Below are 17,223 nucleotides of genomic sequence, written 5' to 3'. Positions count from 1 at the left end.
AGAAAATCAGCGCTGTCAGGTGCGTCAGCCAGAAGATTTTCCGCCTTATCGAGAGACTGTTAACTGACGCACTCTACCTGGAAAAATCACCTATGAATGGCAAAGTATTAGAAATAGAAAACTTGACTGTGAGTTTTGATGGTTTTAAAGCCATCAACGGTTTAAATTTCAGCATGGATGCCGGCGAACTGCGAGTTATCATTGGTCCCAATGGTGCGGGGAAAACAACTTTTCTCGATTCGATTACCGGGAAGGTGCAGCCGACAGAGGGCCGCGTGTTATTTAAGGGACAGAATTTACGCAAGTTGTCGGAAGATAGGATTTCGCGCTTGGGAATTGGCCGCAAGTTTCAGACGCCGCGAGTTTACTTGAATTTAACGCCACGCGAAAATTTGGAATTGTCTTGCAGTCGCCATAAAAATGTTTTTTCGACTTTGTTCAAACCTGCGTCGGCTGCTGAAAAACGCACGGTTTCCGGTTTGTTAGAAACAATTGGTTTAGTTGCTAAAGCTGATATTTCGGCTGGTTTGCTTTCTCACGGGGAAAAGCAATGGTTGGAAATTGGAATGTTGGTGGCTCAATCTCCTGATTTGTTGTTGGTAGATGAACCTGTCGCGGGTTTGACGGATGAGGAAACGATGTTAACTGGAGAGTTGCTAATTTCTCTGGCCGAAAGTCATTCGGTGTTGGTAATTGAGCACGATATGGAGTTTGTGCGGCAAATTGCGCGGCAGGTGACGGTGTTGCATCAGGGTGCGGTTTTGTGTGAGGGGACTATGGATGAGGTGCAAAATGACGATCGGGTAATTGAGGTATATTTGGGAAAACCGGAAGAATAGTTATTAGTTAACAGTCAACCGTCAACAGTGAACAGTAAATAATTATGCTACAAGTTTCTAATTTGAATGTTTATTACGGCGAAAGTCACATTTTGCGCGATGTCGATTTAAGCGTCATGGCGGGGCAAATGGTTTGCTTGATCGGCCGCAATGGTGTGGGCAAAACTACTATGCTAAAAACGATTATGGGGTTGCTGCAACCGCGCAGCGGGACTATTGCTTTTGGCGGAGAATCTATTGCTTCTAAGTTGACTCACCAGCGGGCTAGATTGGGAATTGGTTATGTGCCTCAAGGGCGCGAAATCATTCCACGTTTGACGGTGAAAGAAAATCTATTGTTAGGTTTGGAAGCGAAACCAACCAAAATCAAAAATCCTGAAGTTCCTGATGAAATTTTTGATTTGTTTCCTGTTTTGAAAACTATGCTCGATCGCCTCGGAGGTGATTTGAGCGGGGGACAGCAGCAGCAGTTAGCTATTGCTAGGGCTTTGATGGGTGAGCCACAGTTGCTGGTTTTGGATGAGCCTACGGAGGGGATTCAACCATCCATTATTTTAGATATTGAAGCTGCGGTGCGCCGCGTAGTTGCGACTAGGGGAATTTCTGTTTTGTTGGTGGAGCAACATTTGCATTTTGTGCGGCAAGCTGACTGGTATTATGCTATGCAAAAAGGCGGGATTGTGGCTTCTGGAAGCACTAGCGAGTTAAGTGATGAAGTGATTCAGAGGTTTTTGGCTGTTTGAGTCAGCAGTCATTAGTCATTAGTCATTAATCATTAGTAGGGTGCGCACTGCGCACCTTACTCAATTGTATTCAGTCCGCGCACCATCCGGACTTTGTTTGATAAGAAGCGATTTCAATCACCTACAAAACGACGCTGTATTATTGATTTTTTCGACCGTCTGGCATTGTGGTGCCGGCCATACTTGCTCGATCTATAGTAGCGCCATCTATATTAGCATTGCGGAGGTTGGCATCGGAAAGATTGGCATCTCTCAAGTCGGAAAATCGCAGGTCTGCACCGTCTAGATTTGTCTTTGTCAAGTTAGCTTTTCTGAGGTTAGCGTTGCTGATTCTCGCTCCTACTAATTCGGCTCCGCTTAAGTTTGTGCGAGCTAAATTCGTGTTGACAAAATCTGAGATCTCGAAGCGACTACCGCTGAGGTTGGCATCTGATAAATCTGCTCCTGTAAGGATGGGATTTTTTAAGTTAATGTTAACTAATTTTACGGCTCGGAGGTCGCAGCGGGAGCAGCTTTGAGTTAGCAGCAACGTTTCGACGTTGGCGTTGATTTGGTCGATTTGTTGCTGGGAGAAATTTTCGGCAAATTCCGGGGAGACGTAGCCGAGCTTTTTGGGGTCGTTTGCTTTTGGTTGGGGTGCTTGTATGGGGGGTGTTTGGATTTGTTGGGGTGTTTGGATAGGTTGGGGTGTTTGTGGTTGGGGTGTTGGGATGGGTTGGGGTGTTTGTGGTTGGGGTGTTGGGATGGGTTGGGGTGTTGGGATGGGTTGGGGTGTTGGGATGGGTTGGGGTGTTTCTATTTGCCCGATCGCACTTAGTTGCAGCCCCACCTTCGGCACTTCGAGAGTTGCTGCAACAATTAGTAGGGCGATCGACATGATTGTGAGTTTTTTCATAAATCAATAAGTTTTTGTTTGCATAAATACCATTTATACGGTATAATACCTCGAAAAGTGAGCACCCTACATTTCGCTAAATAAATCGAAATTCAGATAAAAAACTTCGGAACCATCAGGCGCGCGAATTAACTTTTCTATTACCGAAGGCAGTTGCTGTTGACGGTACAATTCGGGAATCTCGCAGAAGCTTTCTTCGGTAATTTCCAAAATTTTTGGCATATTAGGAAGGGGAATCCCTAACCGATCGCTTTTATTTAAGGTACAAATAATCAGGTATTTGCACTCAGCAAGGCTCGGACTGCTGGGAAATATTGTGGATAAATTAATTATGGTAATCAATTCTTCTTGATGCCGCAATAAACTATTCCCGCTAGGTAAAGTGCCGTAGGCATTAAAGTTTTTAACAATGCGCTCCACTCGTTCAATAGGAACAGCATAGTAAATATTTCCTAGTTCAAAGGAAACAAATTTTTTAGGGGCAACTCTAACAGTGGCTTGTTTCTTGCTCCGAAATCTGCGGTTGTAATTGGCGTGAGTCATTGGATTTTATATTTTAGATTTTAGAGTTTAGATTTTAGATTGAAGAATTATTTGGTTGAAGATTGAAAAGTATTTGATGGGAAATAGAAAGTTATGGGATTTTAGTAGATGCGTCTGCTGCGTATCTTCCCACTATAATTCGCGTGTTAAATTATTTTTTGCCTAAGTTTTGTTTGAGATTAGGGATTATTTGAGTGAAAATTTGAGAATGTGGATTAAATTATTGATTGGTGGATTAATTTGGGGATGGCTTGTAAAAGTTGGGCTTCACTGTAAGGTTTAGTGAAGTATTGATTTGCGCCTAATTCCATTGCCATTTGTCGATGTTTTTCCCCGCTACGGGATGTCAGCATGGCTACGGGAATCTTAGCAAACCGCTGGGTCGATCTGATCGATCGCAACAATTCAAATCCATCCATCCGAGGCATTTCAATATCGACGATCGCCAAACTGCAATCAAGACCATTTTGCAACTTTTCCAGGGCATCCACACCGTCTTTAGCCTGTACCACCCGGTAGCGAGCACGAGTCAGCGTCATAGACAGCAACTGGCGGATTGTATAGGAATCATCCACTACCAAAATCTGCGGTGACAGACTCGAACTCGGCGTTATCTCCTGCACTTTACCGGAGATAGCGGCGATCGAACTATTTATCACAGGCTGACCGACCAAATCATCCACATCCAGAATATTCACCACGCGCCCGTCCCCCAAAATAGTAGTCCCCAAAACCCCGCGAGGCTTGGATAGAGGCGGTGGCAAAGGTTTAACCACAATTTCCTGCTGACCGATCAGCCGTTCCACGGCCACCGCCAGCATTCCTTCGGTAGAAGCCAAAACCAGGACAGGAATTTCGTCTTGGGCCAAAGGGTCAGGAGAGGGTGCATCCGGCGCGACGACGCTGTATTCGAGCAAATCTTGTATCCTCACCAAACGAATAAATTCCTCCCGCCACCACAGCATCGGCTGATTGCCGGCGATGTGAACTTCCGACGCTTTAATGTGCAGAATTTCCTCGACTGCATCCAGTGGCACTGCTATTTTATTGTGATCTGTCTTCACCATCAGTGCATCAGTAATCGACAGCAGCAGCGGTAGTTTAATGATAAAACTCGTACCTTTTCCCAGGCGAGAGTCTACCTTGACAGTTCCCCGCACAGTCCGCAAATTTGTTCGCACCACGTCGAGTCCGACTCCCCGCCCCGAAAGGTCGCTGACGCCTTCTGTAGTGCTGAAACCCGGCCAAAACAGAAAATCGTAGAGTTCGGCAATGGAAAATTCTTGAGCTTGTTCCTCCGTAGCCAAACCCTTTGTGACAATTTTACGGCGAATCATTTCCGGGTCAATGCCTTTGCCGTCATCGGCGACAGTAATAATAGTTTGGCCGCCTTGGTGGCGGGCTTCTATTTCAATTTGACCGCTGGCCGGCTTGCCGCTTGCTTTCCGAACTTCGGGCATTTCGATGCCGTGGTCGAAAGCGTTTCTCACTAAGTGTATTAAGGGGTCGCGCAAAGCGTCGAGCAAACTTTCGTCAATTTTGGTATCTCTTCCCACTAGCAGCAGGTTGACATCTTTATCGTATGTGAGGCACATCTCCCGGAGCGCTCGGGGCAAGTGATCGACGGCGCGGCTGAAACTCACGACTCGCAACTGCATGACGCGGCTGCGCAGTTGTTCGGTAATGCGGCGCAGTTGGTCGGTACTGCGCTCGAATTTCATGGCTAAGGTGTCTAATTTGGTGGCGGAGTGAGAAATTGCTTGGGCAGTTTCGATGACTTCTGCGGCTGTCGAGTGGAACTCTGTATAACGATCCATCTCTAAGATATCGAAGTGAGCATGGGCCGGAGAGGATTTGCCGTTAGCAATCATGGGGAATTCTGTTTCTGCTGCTGCAAGTTTTCCCAATCCAGAGTTCCCGTTTCCCCCTCTCCACTCTGCAAAACTCAGTCTGTCGTATTCTTCTCGCAACTGACCGCCGAATTGGTTTAAATCTACGATATGGCGGCGGATGCGCTTGACTTCGCCACGCAGTTCGGATTCTTGAAGTTCTAAATTTGTACGGTTGATGACTAATTCTCCGACTAGATTCACTAATTCTGTCAAGCGTTCCAAGTCTACCCGGATGGTCGGTCTTTGCGGGTTGGAGACTGTGAGAGTCGGGGATTCGGGGAGAGTCGGGGAGAGAGACGGAGAGTCGGGGAGGGAGAGGGAGATTTCCGGGGATGTCGGGGAGTCGGAGAGTGGGGGGGAGTCGCGAGGAGTCGCGGAGGGGGAGATGTCGGGGATGTCGATCGCCCTTCCTTCCAGTATTTGTTGGCGTGCGGTTTGCAAGTTTTGGGCGATCGTCCAACCCTCGGATTGCAACCGTTGTAGAGTCAAGTCGGGAGAGTCGATCAAATCTCTGATGGCTGCGGCGACTTTCCCAAAATCCGGCAATAGCAGCATTCCAGCCAAACCGGAAAGTTGGTAGTAAACCTGGTTGAGGGCGGTGACGCTTTTTGCCAAATCTGCCTCGGAAGCTTGGGAAAGTTCGGTTTCTAAGCGATTGAAGAGTGGTGGCACTTCATGTTCAAAAATCAGTTTCAGGGTTTCCGGGGCGGGCGATTGACTGGCTGCAGGGACTGGCGACGGTTCTGACTTGCCATACTGGGCCTGGAACTGAGCGAAAATTTGGGCGATCGCCTCCAAGTTTTCCGTTTGATCCGGAGTTGTGACATCGGAGTGTTGAACTGATTCGATCGTAATCTTTTTGAGCGCATCCACCCCCTGCAGCAAAACGCTCACAGTAGTCGGTTCCAGGGCTGACAAGTCTGTGCGATCGCGCAAAATGACAAAACAGTCCTCCAGCGTGTGAGCTGCCACAGAAACGTTTTGAAAGCCCAACATTGAACCCGCACCTTTAATCGAGTGAGCCGCCCGAAACATTTCTTTAACTGCCGCTTGTCGCTCTTTCAAACCCGCAGTTTCCATCGCCAGTAGGTTCGTCTCCATTAACTGGAGAAACTCTTCGCATTCTGCGGTAAAAGCATCTATTAATTCGTTTAAATCGTCATCATTCATATTAGTCTGTTATCTGTTGTCTGTTGACAGTTAACTGTTGACTGTTAACTGCTTGCAGTTTTTTTATATATGATGTCCTGTTATTTAACTGTAATTGTTGTTGGGGCGGGTTCACGATTATCTATAACTTCGCATTCAGGATATTTCTCAACCTGCCCCGGCAACAACGATAGTTATTAGTGATTCGTATAACTGTCAACCGTCAACAGTTAACTGTCAACTGAACTAACTGCGGAAATTCGCCACCGACTTTTGCAATTGGCCCAGAGAACCAGACAACTCGTCCAAAGATGCTTTGACATCCGCACCTTTTTGTGCAGTCGTATTAGCAATCTCGTTGACTTGCTGCATACTGTTAGCAATTCCCTCAGCCGAAACAGTTTGCTTGGCAGATGCAATAGTAATATTCTGCACCAAAGCATTCATTTCTCGACTAACTTCGATGATGGCATTAAGGTGAGTTTTAGCTTCGCTTGCCAGCTTAGTGCCTTCCACTACCTCCAGCGTCCCGGATTCCATTGCCTTCATCACGCGGCTGATTTCTTCTTGAATTGTACCCACAATTTCCGAGATTTCCTCAGTAGCGCCGGCGGATCTTTCTGCTAATTTCCGCACTTCTTCGGCAACAACTGCAAAGCCTAAACCTTGTTCGCCGGCCCGCGCCGCCTCAATAGTAGCATTCAGAGCTAATAAATTAGTTTGCGAAGCAAGTTGAGAAATCGAAGTTACAATTTTGCCAATTTGCTGCGAAGATTCGCCCAAACGCTTCATCATTTTCGAGGTAGAGGCGATCGTCAACCGGAGCCCGTTAATGCCTTCGACAGCTCGATCGACCGCCATACCGCCGACTTCAGCCGTGTGAGAAGACTGCTGGGCTACTGTTTCGGCGCGCACCGAAACATCTCGCACGTCGCGGATCGAATTCACAATCCGCTCAATTTCGCGCATGATGGCAGATATTTTTGCTGCTTGAATTTCCGCCTGTTGCGTGAGTTGACTGGTATTGTTAATCGACTCGCCGGTGGCAGATGTTACCTGTTCGGCTAAAGTTTGAATTCCCGTTACCACTTTCCGCAGAGAACCGATTAAGAAGTTGAAAGAGTCGGCGACAGCACCTAAAACATCGTTAGTCACTTCCGCCCTGACTGTCAAGTCGCCTTGAGCCGCGCCTTTAATTTCTCCCAACAATTTAAGAACTTGCTGCGTCAGAGAATCAGCTTCAGCTTTACGTTCTGCTGCCAATTTTCCTAGTCGTTCTTCTGCCTCTTTGCGCTCGGTGATGTCAAAGCGAATGGCGATATATTTGACTATGGTGCCGCTGGTATCAAAAATGGGGGAGATCGTCGAATCTACCCAGTAAAACGAGCCATCTTTGCGTCGGTTTTTGATTTCCCCTTTCCACACCAAACCGCGAGAAAGTGTCACCCACATTTCTTCAAAAAATGATTTGGGATGGTAGCCGGAATTGATGAGGCGGTGGTTGCGGTGCAGGAGTTCTCCCATGCTGTAACCGGAGATTTCAATGAATCTGTCGTTGACGTAGGTAATCATGCCTTGGACATCAGTTTCGCTGACGATCGCCGATTCGTCTAGGGCATTTTGCCGCGTTTTGAGTTCTTGCAGTAAGCGTTCCTGTGCCTCCGCCAACTGCTGCATTCGCTGCTGGGATGCTCTTTGTTCGGTGACGTTGCGGCAAACGACTACGCCGCCTTTAAGCGCCCCTGTTTCGTCTTTGAGCGGCCGGCCGTTAACTTTCACCCACAGGCCCTCTGGCTTGCCTGGGTGGCGGGTGAAAAGGTCTATGTCGTCAACGGCTTCTCCTCGAACCGTGCGCGCTAAAGGTATGTCGGCTGGGGGAAAGGGAGTTACCGTATCGGGCAAGAATAAACCGTATCTTGCCGACCATTCGTTGAGAACAGCATCTGTCGCACCCATGCCAAACATATCTTCGGCGGCGGGGTTGAACAAAACAAAATTGCCTTTTTCGTCGGCAGCAATTATGCCGTCGCCAATGCTATTTATTAGCAGTTGCAAGAGATTGCTTTGTCGCCGAAATTGCTCTTCGGAACTGGCTAATTGGGCTGTTGTTGTTTCCAGTTGCACCATCGCGTGTTTGCTTTCGGTAACGTCGCGAGCCACTGCATACATGAGCTTTTGTTCGGTTTCAGGTCGCACTTTCCACGACAACCATTTGTAGGAACCGTCTTTGCAGCGGTAGCGATTTTCAAAGAACTTTATTTCCCGGCCCTCGTTTACTCTTTTTGCTGCGGCTATACTTTCTTCGCGATCGTCTGGATGGAGGAAATTGAGAAAAGATTGGTCTTGCACTTCTTCTAGGGTGTAGCCGAGGGTTTTTTCCCAAGCGGGATTGAGGCGCTTGAATCTGCCTTCAAAATCTAAAGTACAAACCAAGTCTAGGGAAAGGGTAAAAAATCGATCGCGCTCTGCTTCTGCTTTTTTGCGATCGGTAATTTCGATCGCCACAACCCCGATACCGATGGGTTTGCCGTCAGATCCGGGCAAAGGAAAGTATGACGCCAGCCAATCTCGCAGGACGCCCGGTTCGTTGAAGAATGATCCCGACACCTCAAGGTTTAACAACGGTTGGTTGGTGGCGAGAACCTGCTGCAACATCGGCACTTGGGTATCGCTCATTTCGGGTATAACTTCCCTCACCGTCTTACCGAGGTGCTCGGCAACTGAGACGCCGGTGGTTGCCGCTAATTTCTCGTTGACTTGCACGAAGCGCAACTGCTCGTCAAAAATACACATTGAGGCCGGGGCGGCTGCGAAAAATGCGTCAAAGCGGGTTTGACGCAAAACTAATTCTCGTTCTAGGGCTTTGCGATCGCTAATGTCCCGGCCTTCTGGAATTAGCATCAAGACTTTGCCACTGTCGTCTGTGATGGGTTTGATGGAGAAGTCAACTGTCGCGACTGCACCGTTGGCAACTAGCACATCCACTTCGTAACGGACTACCTCGCCGGCTGCGGCGAGGGCGATCGCTTCTTGTATCTGTTGCTTGGTTTCTGGGGAAATCTGCCACCACAGGGTTTCCGAAAACGGAGTGCCTACTATTTCTTCGATCCGCAGGCCTGCGGCGGCGAGGGCTGTTTGATTGGCTTCCAAAACGGTGCCGTCCGGTTTGAGCAGACCTATGAATTGGAACGATTGGTCAAAAATGGCTCGGAACAGTCTTTCGCGCTCGCGCAGCATCTCTTCTGCACGTTTGCGATCGCTGATGTCGCGAGTAACTGTTGCCAACCCGATAGGCTCGCCGGTTTCTGGGTTTTTGACGGTAAATAGGGTGAAGTCAACCGGAAAGTCTTCGCCGGTTTGAAAGTTCCTCAAGCGGAATTCACCCTGCCAAAAACCGTCTCGCACAGTAGCAGCCACGATTTCTTCTTTGAAGATTTTAGCATCTTCTTCTGAGAAGAATTCATATATAGTTTTGCTTTTTACTTCTTCAATATTTTGCAATCCTGCTAGTTTAATCCCAGCGAGATTCAGGTATGTTGCCTCTCCATCCAGGGTAGCCGTGCCGATAAAATCCGAGCTGCTTTCTACGATCGAAATCAATCTTTGTTTTTCGATTTCTGCTTGCTTGCGCTCCGTGATGTCGTTGTTAGTTTCTAAAATGGCTTTGGGTTTGCCCTGTTCGTCTCGCTGCAAATTCCAGCGGCTAAATACGGTAATCTTGGTATCGTAATTGGTGGTATGAATTACTTCTCCTTCCCAATAATCCTGCTCTTCTAACTGTGACAAAATAGCTGCGAAAGGCTGGGGAAAAATGGTGTGAAGTAGAGTATGGGTGACTTTCCCCAAGGCTGCTTTTTTTGTCCAGCCGTACATCCGTTCGGCTCCCTGACTCCAATAATTAATCGTGCCGTCCATATCCCGAACGATCAAGGCGTCGCTAGCAAGGTCGAGCATTTGCAAGTTCTGCTGCAAGGCTTCTTCTGTGCGCTTGCTTTGTGTAATGTTGCGGGCAATCGTTGACAGAAATTCAATTTCTCCCTTCTCGGATTTGTGAGCAATAATTACTTGAGAAACTGGTATTTCTTGGCCGTCTAAAGTTCGCCACGTTGCCTCGCCGCTCCAGGTTCCCTCCCGGCAAGCTGCGGGGATACCGACGTTGATAAGAGTGTCGATACTTTTGGGCGATGTCAGGTCGGAAATGCTGAATCCGGCTAAATCTGCGTTTTCGCCAACTCTCAACATTTCTCTGGCTGCGCGGTTGAGATAAATGGTGCGCTGTTGGGAGTCGGCGATGCCTACCCAATCTGTTGTGGTTTCTAAAATTGCTTTGAACCGCAATAGTTCTTTTTCAGATTTGCGGCGCTGTGTGATGTCGCGCGCCAAGCCGAGCATTCCTAAAATGTTGCCTTCTGCGTCTTTGAGGGGCAATTTCAGGGTGTCGAAGCTGTGTACTTTGCCGTCGGCTAAGGTGGCTGAGTCGTTAGAGTTCGGGGCGAGATGGTTGTCTGCCCCGAAGTTTTGAATTTGGTTCTGGGAATCGGTTTGAGCCTGGAAGCTGCCAAAGATTCGATCGACCGATATGCCTATTTCTGCGTCGTCTTTGCCGATAATTTCTGCTTGAGTTTTGCCGAAGGCGGTGGCGAAACTTGCATTGACTAGGGTATAGCGCGAGTTTCGATCTTTGACAAATATGCAGTCTGGCGTAGCGTCAATGACTGTCCGCAGCAAGTTTTGGGAGCTTTCTACTTCAGCGAGTGTCTGCCGCAGTTGTTCTTCCATTTGCACGCGCTTGGTGATATCTCTCATCGCGGAAACGAGAAATTTCCTGCCCTCGGTATCTACAAATGTAGATTTTTGGGCGGAGAGAAAGCGGGTGTTTCCTGCTGGGTCTGTGAGGGTTTTTTGGATTTCGCTGCTGGTATTTGTCAAGAAAACTAATTCGTCTTTTTCTCGATATCTCTGTGCTTCCTCTTTGGGCAAAAACTGGTCGTAGCATTTGCCAATTAGTTCTTCTCTGCTGTGACCGATGTATTGACAAAAGGCATCATTTAATATAATCCAGCGGTGCTGTTGGTCTTTGACATAAATCGGGTCGGGGATGCTGTTGAGGATGTTGTTTAAGAATAGTTCTGAGGTTTTTAATTGCTCTTGGGCTGCGGTGCGATCGAGAATTTCCTGTTCCAATTGTGCGTTAGTTTGCAGGATCTGCTCGGTTCTTTCATTCACTCGCTGCTCTAGTTCTGCGCTTAGCTTCTGCAATGCGGCTTCAGCCTGTTTGCGCTTGGTAATCTCCCGGCCTTCTGCGAGGATTTGAAATACTTCTCCTGTTGCATTTAACAGCGGCTTAAACGACAAGTCAATTACTGTTACCTGGTTGTTAGCTCCGGTGATTTCGTATTCTTCCCGGATAAAATTTCCGGCAGAAACTTGTTGAATGTTCGTTTTTAGGCGCTGCTGGTTGGTTGAGGATGATGCCCACCCTGGTGTCAGCCAAAATTTCAGCCCCTGCACTTCTGATGCTGGGAAATCGCCCAATCTTAGCGCTGTCTGATTGGCTTCGATCAGAGTACCGTCTGCCTCCAATAATGCGATCGCTTGAAAAGCTTGGTCGAAGATTGCGTGAAATCGCTGGGTTGTTTCGCTGAGCGCTTGTTCTGTTTCTTTTTTAGCGTTAAGGATGCGGGTGGAACCTACTAAGAAGCCGTAGCGGTTGGACAAACTCAAAAAAGCGATCGCCGCAATTACAGTGATCCAATCGAACACAGTTTGCACTACCGCAGAGTGCGGCAGTCCTAGGTATTCGGCAGCGTGGCCGCTGTGGCCGAAAGCGCAGCTCCAAAATATGCCTGCTGTGACTGTGGCGAAGATGTCGAACCCGAATTGACGGTTTCGCCACATAGCTAAGCTGATTAGCCAAGCGATGGCAAAGTAACATCCAGAAATGATGACATTAGCAGCCCCAGCTACCAGCGATGGGGAGAAGTCAGGGAACGTCAGGGTTAAAGTCGTTGCGATCCAGGTATAGAGAATTTCGATCATAAAATTAAGGATGGGCAAATCGGATGCGGGCGATCGTTAGTTAAAATTATTGATGGAAAGCAGTTGTAGACTTACCTGTATGGTTGCTTTTTACCAGCGTTCGGAATGGGCGATCGCTTCTACATCGACAATCATTAGCAAGCGTCCTTCGGAATTGTACAGACCTTTTAAGAATGGAGCTAGGTCGGGACTGACATCTAGTGCTGAGACAATGCGATCGGGATTGAGAGGTAAAACTCCTTCGACGCGGGAGACGGCTAATCCCAGGCTGATTCTCGACAACAATCTCACGTCTCGCGGATCGGGGGCTTCTACAACTAAGATGCGGCTGTTTGGGTGGTGGATGTCAACCGACTCAATACCGACGAACAGTCCGAAGTCTGCTGCTGCCAAGATTTCGCCCCGCAAGTTTGTTAATCCCAGCAAAAATGGCAGGGTATTGGGAACCAGGGAAATCGGTTGTTCATTGAGGGAAAGGACTTCCCGCACTGCCTCTAAGTCTATGGCGAACAGACTGCCTCCTTGACCGAACAGGAGAAATTGCTTTGTTCCACTTGTCTGATTCCCCCCAGCCGGGGGAGCCGTTCTTTTCATGGCTTATTTTTAGTTTATAGTGTAGCTTACAAATTATAATTTTGCTTTGACCCTAAAGCCGATCGCCGATCTAGTTTTTCTGGATCGGTTTTGATGCGTCAAATGTTTCTGTTAAATAAATCGCCTATTGGCAAATAAGCAGGTTGCTATCATTAAACATAAACTTTTATGGAATTCTAAAACCCAGTTTATTTAATAAAAACGGGGTTTGTCGGTATAAGGTTTTTTGGAAAGCTGCCGATGACTTTATATTCGGATTACGCCGAAAGCAGACGCTGCACTATGTGGACCAGTTGCTGAGGTTCAAAGGGTTTGCTAACGTAAGCGTCGGCGCCTAAATCGGTTCCCCAAGCTTTATCGATCTCGGTGTTTTTATGAGTACAAAATACTACGGGCAATTTGGCAGTTGCGCGATCGCCCCGCAATTCTCTGATCACTTCAAACCCGTTCATTCGTGGCATCACTACATCTAAAACGACCAAAGCCGGAGGGGTTTTGCGGATCATGGCGATCGCTTCTTCGCCGTCGCCTGCCCGGATCACATCCAGTCCGGCATCTTGAAGAATGCGGCAGATGATTTCTAGTTCGGTCTTAACGTCGTCCACTACTAAAATTTTTGACATGATTCCACACTTCCTTGCTGTTATTGACAGCAGACTACGTTTATTTAGAAGCTGGCGCGACCGGCGGCGATGGGACTAGACCGCTTTGCCGACAAATTAATGTACTTCCAAATACAATATAGCCGATCGTATGGCTGAAGGTTAGCTGTCATCGATAAAAAACGATACAAATTTACTTTGCTAAAGGAATCATCCTGAATAAATTAATCGGTAATTAGTAATTGATTATCGGTAATTCGCGGTTGGGAAACCAACAGGTCTTAGTAGAAGGAGCGATGGGAAGACCCAAGCCGGATTTTCTATCATATTCTTTTAGCTTTATTCCACTCACCTAATTTAGAGCATTGCCTAAAGAATGCAGACTATTTTTTAATTAGCGCCATTAACAGCAATTGGAAAGTATTAATAGCGTTTTTTTTACGGACAACAAAACTATTTTGAATTGAAAAAACAGCAAAACATAGCTTAACAAGCGCTATTTATTTATAAATAATACAACTCAAAATTGAGGATGGTAACACTGACATTTATTAAATAATTTTATTGTCTATGATTTATAATTTGGGGGCAAATTCAATGGACCGCCCGGCAGTCCTATTTTACCCAGTAGAGAAGTGTTGGGTTCATCATAACTACTACCAGCAGGCGATCGCCATCCTTGAGGTTGATTGTGTGCCCAGCCGAAAAGACTCCTGCAAGATGCGGTCAATCGATTTTAGATTTTAGATTTTAGGTTTCAGAATTGAAGAAGCGCTCACACTGATAAATCCGGGGGCTGGTGATGAGCAGTCTGAGCTTTTTTCTCGCTTCACGGATGAATCCGGCGGTCGCGGACGAAATTGCTTGATGGTAAAATTAGTCGGTGAGGGAGAGACGGCGATCGGCTATAATAAAGGGCTAGAGGAAAAGAACACCGAAAACCCGAAAATATGGTTGCCATCCAAAGAAATCTCAACATTGCCGCGCTAGAAGCAGAATACAGTCAAAAAACACCGCGAGACATTCTCAAATTTGCCCTAGAAAATTTTGACAATATCTCCATTTCTTTCAGCGGGGCTGAAGATGTAGTTCTGATCGATCTTGCCTCAAAAATCACCAAGAATTTCCGCGTTTTCACCCTAGACACCGGACGATTGCACTCTGAAACTTATCAGTTTTTGGATCGAGTCAGAAAACATTACGGCATTAAACTAGAAGTAATGTTTCCCGATGCTGCTGAAGTACAAGCCCTAGTAGAAGAAAAGGGATTGTTTAGTTTTTATCAAGACGGTCACAAAGAATGCTGCGGCGTGCGGAAAGTCAAGCCGCTGCGCCGCAAATTGAATACTCTCGATGCTTGGATTACTGGTCAGCGGAAAGACCAAAGTCCCAGTACCCGCAACGGTATTCCGGTTATTGAAGTTGACACTGCATTCTCAACTCCCGACCATGAATTAATTAAATTCAACCCCTTAGCAAACTGGTCTTCGGCAGAGGTTTGGGAATACATTCGCGCTTTGGATGTGCCTTACAACAAGTTGCACGAACGCGGTTTTGTGAGTATTGGTTGCGAACCTTGTACGAAGCCGATATTGCCGAACCAACACGAACGCGAAGGTCGCTGGTGGTGGGAAGAAGCAACCGTAAAAGAATGCGGTTTACACGCTGGTAACACACAAACATAGTAAATCACTCCAGGAGTAAGGTGCGCTAGGCTCACCAAACAAATAGTAGGGTGCGCTAGGCGCACCTTACCCAAGAATAAATGCGCTTCACATAAATGCTAGCCGAAGAATTCGCAATTAAAATAAACACAAATTAAGCTGAGCTTGCCCTTAAACTTTGATATAACGATCGACATGCAGAATAAATGCTAGCCGAAGAATTCGCAATTAAAATAAACACAAATTAAGCTGAGCTTGCCCTTAAACTTGGATAGAATGATCAATATTCAGAAAAGTTTTTAAAGTAGGTACTATATGCTCGCCTCAACTAACGAATTGCTGAACACGGCTTTGAGAAATGGTTATGCGATCGGCGCTTTTAACGTCTACAACCTCGAAGGAGTAAAAGCCGTCATCAATGCGGCAGAAGCGCTGCACAGTCCTGCTATACTGCAACTTCACCCCAGCGCCCTCCAATACGGAAAATCGCCTTTAGTCGCACTGTGCATGGAAGCGGCCCGCAAATCTCTAGTGCCGATCTCAGTACACTTAGATCACAGCACCTCAGAAAAAGACATTCACCTCGGCCTAGGTGCGGGCATTAAATCAATTATGGCAGACGGTTCTTTTTTGCCCTACGAACAAAACTTAATATTTAGCCGGGAAATGACTAAATTAGCCCACGCTAACGGTGCGGCAGTTGAAGCAGAAATCGGCAGAATTAGTGGCAGGGAAGACTGTTTGACAATCGATGAGAAAGCCGCAAAAATGACCGATCCCGTAGCAGCAGTAGAGTTTATCAAAGAAACTAATGTGGATTTTTTAGCCGTAACAATTGGTAACGTTCATGGCAAATATTTAAGCGAACCAAAACTAGATTTTTCGCGTCTGGCAAAAATCCGGGCTGCTGTTTCAGTGCCATTAGTGATGCACGGTGCTAGCGGTTTGCCGGAATCAATGATTCATCAATGTATTCAATTAGGGGTATCGAAATTCAATGTGAGTACAGAAGTTCGCGAAGCTTATATGGACGTGTTAAAAAGTAGCATTTCTTTGTCAGATCCGGATTTGTTGGAAATAATGGAAAAATCTATCAATGCCATGCGATGGGTCATTTCTGACAAACTGCAACTTTTCGGTTCTGTCGGTAAAGCTCATTTGCATCACTCTCCCTACGCGGATGACTTGACCGCAAAGAGCACCAGCAACAAACAAACAAGCGACAACAAATCAAGTTTCGATCAAATGTTAAAGCCTGTGTATAGCGAGGCTTTCAGTCTTCTTGTGAAGTAAAAAAACAAAAGTCCTGACTGCGAACCCCTTTTTAGTCAGGACTTCAGTCCTCTCTAACCGTTTAAAAATCGATCGGGCTCGATGCCAGATTCCCGCAGCCGCCGAATTAAAGACTGCAACTGAGCTTCCGCTGACTCTGCCCGCTGCCGTTGCTTTTCCGCTTCAGTCAGAATCCAATTGCCATCAACATCATACCAGCGCAACCAAAGTCGATCGATTCCCTGAAACTCTCCTTGCCACAAACCCAAGCCCAAACTTAGGTCAGCAATCCACACTCACGACTCTGGCAATTCTAATTCTTGATAGTGTCCGCCTTTCAATTCAAACACTCGCAATTTGTTAGTATAAACGCTGAAAACGGCATAAATAGGAAACTGCAAAAATTGCTCGTAAACATCCCATTTTTTGGGCGGTTTCTCCTTCATCTCCGGCTCCAAAACTTGCCCCTTACCCGCAGTGTTTCCCGACTGAGGTGGCAACTTTTCTTCATCGTTCTTGTCGCCTAAATCTTCTTTTTCCGTTCCCGGCGAAAGCAGTTCTACAATTACAAAAGGATTGATGCCTTCCTGCCAAGTAACATAACTCATCCGCAGTTCGGAGCGATCGTAAAGTCGGGGAACTCCCACCACTGCAAACCAATCCGGCCGCTTGTGCAAGAGAGTATGATGCACGTCATAATAAAGGTTCATGTCGGTGCCGCTAAATATCTCAGAAGCAGGATAATTCCGAGGTCGAAACATCAGGCTCAACAACTGCGCCTGCAAATCGTGAAATTTGTCCCGCAAACCAGGTTCCTCCGGGTCTTCGCTGGGTAAATCGTACATCGTCGGCAGCGTTTCTCTGGGCATCGCGGCGGATCGGTTTGCGGCACAGGATATTTAAAAGGCAACATATAATATTGAGAAATGACTGCATTTATGCTAACATCATTTTAATACTTGCAGGACGAGTGCCCACACCCTGTAAAACG

At 46.9% G+C, this 17,223-nt stretch carries 12 protein-coding genes; 4 read left to right on the top strand and 8 right to left on the bottom strand.

What is annotated here, in order from left to right:
* Positions 1-92 precede the first annotated feature (92 nt).
* Both urtD and urtE read left to right on the top strand, forming a co-directional pair.
* Complete coding sequence (gene urtD, locus QUA53_RS08870; protein WP_333062859.1) at positions 93-839, top strand: urea ABC transporter ATP-binding protein UrtD; 747 nt, start codon at positions 93-95, stop codon at positions 837-839.
* A 44-nt stretch (positions 840-883) separates the two neighbouring features.
* On the top strand, positions 884-1,582 hold the full coding sequence (gene urtE, locus QUA53_RS08865) for an urea ABC transporter ATP-binding subunit UrtE (protein ID WP_015175091.1): 699 nt from the start codon (positions 884-886) through the stop codon (positions 1,580-1,582).
* A gap of 139 nt (positions 1,583-1,721) precedes the next feature.
* On the opposite strand, the gene QUA53_RS08860 is transcribed toward urtE, so the two are convergent.
* From QUA53_RS08860 to QUA53_RS08835, 6 genes are all read right to left on the bottom strand, one after another.
* Positions 1,722-2,477: a pentapeptide repeat-containing protein gene (locus QUA53_RS08860; protein WP_333096295.1), complete on the bottom strand. Its 756-nt coding sequence runs from the start codon at positions 2,475-2,477 to the stop codon at positions 1,722-1,724.
* 66 nt (positions 2,478-2,543) lie between these two features.
* Entirely contained in the window at positions 2,544-3,020 is a 477-nt protein-coding gene (locus QUA53_RS08855; protein ID WP_333096297.1) for a chemotaxis protein CheW, read from the bottom strand.
* Positions 3,021-3,235: 215 nt separating this feature from the next.
* Entirely contained in the window at positions 3,236-6,082 is a 2,847-nt protein-coding gene (locus QUA53_RS08850; RefSeq protein WP_333096298.1) for a hybrid sensor histidine kinase/response regulator, read from the bottom strand.
* A gap of 225 nt (positions 6,083-6,307) precedes the next feature.
* Positions 6,308-12,100 carry a PAS domain S-box protein gene (locus QUA53_RS08845; RefSeq protein ID WP_333096300.1) on the bottom strand — a complete coding sequence of 1,931 codons (5,793 nt, stop codon included), beginning with the start codon at positions 12,098-12,100 and terminating at the stop codon, positions 6,308-6,310.
* A 90-nt stretch (positions 12,101-12,190) separates the two neighbouring features.
* Positions 12,191-12,694, bottom strand: a complete 504-nt coding sequence (locus tag QUA53_RS08840; RefSeq protein ID WP_333070276.1) for a chemotaxis protein CheW — start codon at positions 12,692-12,694, stop codon at positions 12,191-12,193.
* Between the two features lie 257 nt (positions 12,695-12,951).
* Entirely contained in the window at positions 12,952-13,317 is a 366-nt protein-coding gene (locus QUA53_RS08835) for a response regulator (protein ID WP_333062848.1), read from the bottom strand.
* A 929-nt stretch (positions 13,318-14,246) separates the two neighbouring features.
* Between QUA53_RS08835 and QUA53_RS08830 the strand changes: the two genes are divergently transcribed.
* Positions 14,247-14,981 (top strand): phosphoadenylyl-sulfate reductase, encoded by a 735-nt coding sequence (locus QUA53_RS08830; protein ID WP_333096305.1) that lies wholly within the window; start codon positions 14,247-14,249, stop codon positions 14,979-14,981.
* A 294-nt stretch (positions 14,982-15,275) separates the two neighbouring features.
* Positions 15,276-16,253, top strand: coding sequence for a class II fructose-bisphosphate aldolase (locus QUA53_RS08825; RefSeq protein ID WP_333096308.1), 978 nt, complete (start codon positions 15,276-15,278; stop codon positions 16,251-16,253).
* Positions 16,254-16,306: 53 nt separating this feature from the next.
* Here QUA53_RS08825 and QUA53_RS08820 read toward each other — a convergent pair whose 3' ends face one another.
* Together QUA53_RS08820 and QUA53_RS08815 are read right to left on the bottom strand one after the other, a co-directional pair.
* Complete coding sequence (locus QUA53_RS08820) at positions 16,307-16,528, bottom strand: hypothetical protein (protein ID WP_333096310.1); 222 nt, start codon at positions 16,526-16,528, stop codon at positions 16,307-16,309.
* Complete coding sequence (locus QUA53_RS08815; RefSeq protein ID WP_333096312.1) at positions 16,529-17,101, bottom strand: Uma2 family endonuclease; 573 nt, start codon at positions 17,099-17,101, stop codon at positions 16,529-16,531. It lies immediately after the preceding gene.
* Positions 17,102-17,223 lie beyond the last annotated feature (122 nt).

Source organism: Microcoleus sp. Pol12B3, from assembly GCF_036701355.1.
GTDB lineage: Bacteria > Cyanobacteriota > Cyanobacteriia > Cyanobacteriales > Microcoleaceae > Microcoleus.
This window is presented reverse-complemented; position numbering and strand designations above follow the sequence as displayed.

Coding starts and splice junctions, on each gene's coding strand:
- urtD (WP_333062859.1), top strand. CDS start 93: ATGAATGGCAAAGTATTAGAAATAGAAAACTTGACTGTGAGTTTTGAT.
- urtE (WP_015175091.1), top strand. CDS start 884: ATGCTACAAGTTTCTAATTTGAATGTTTATTACGGCGAAAGTCACATT.
- QUA53_RS08860 (WP_333096295.1), bottom strand. CDS start 2,477: ATGAAAAAACTCACAATCATGTCGATCGCCCTACTAATTGTTGCAGCA.
- QUA53_RS08855 (WP_333096297.1), bottom strand. CDS start 3,020: ATGACTCACGCCAATTACAACCGCAGATTTCGGAGCAAGAAACAAGCC.
- QUA53_RS08850 (WP_333096298.1), bottom strand. CDS start 6,082: ATGAATGATGACGATTTAAACGAATTAATAGATGCTTTTACCGCAGAA.
- QUA53_RS08845 (WP_333096300.1), bottom strand. CDS start 12,100: ATGATCGAAATTCTCTATACCTGGATCGCAACGACTTTAACCCTGACG.
- QUA53_RS08840 (WP_333070276.1), bottom strand. CDS start 12,694: ATGAAAAGAACGGCTCCCCCGGCTGGGGGGAATCAGACAAGTGGAACA.
- QUA53_RS08835 (WP_333062848.1), bottom strand. CDS start 13,317: ATGTCAAAAATTTTAGTAGTGGACGACGTTAAGACCGAACTAGAAATC.
- QUA53_RS08830 (WP_333096305.1), top strand. CDS start 14,247: ATGGTTGCCATCCAAAGAAATCTCAACATTGCCGCGCTAGAAGCAGAA.
- QUA53_RS08825 (WP_333096308.1), top strand. CDS start 15,276: ATGCTCGCCTCAACTAACGAATTGCTGAACACGGCTTTGAGAAATGGT.
- QUA53_RS08815 (WP_333096312.1), bottom strand. CDS start 17,101: ATGCCCAGAGAAACGCTGCCGACGATGTACGATTTACCCAGCGAAGAC.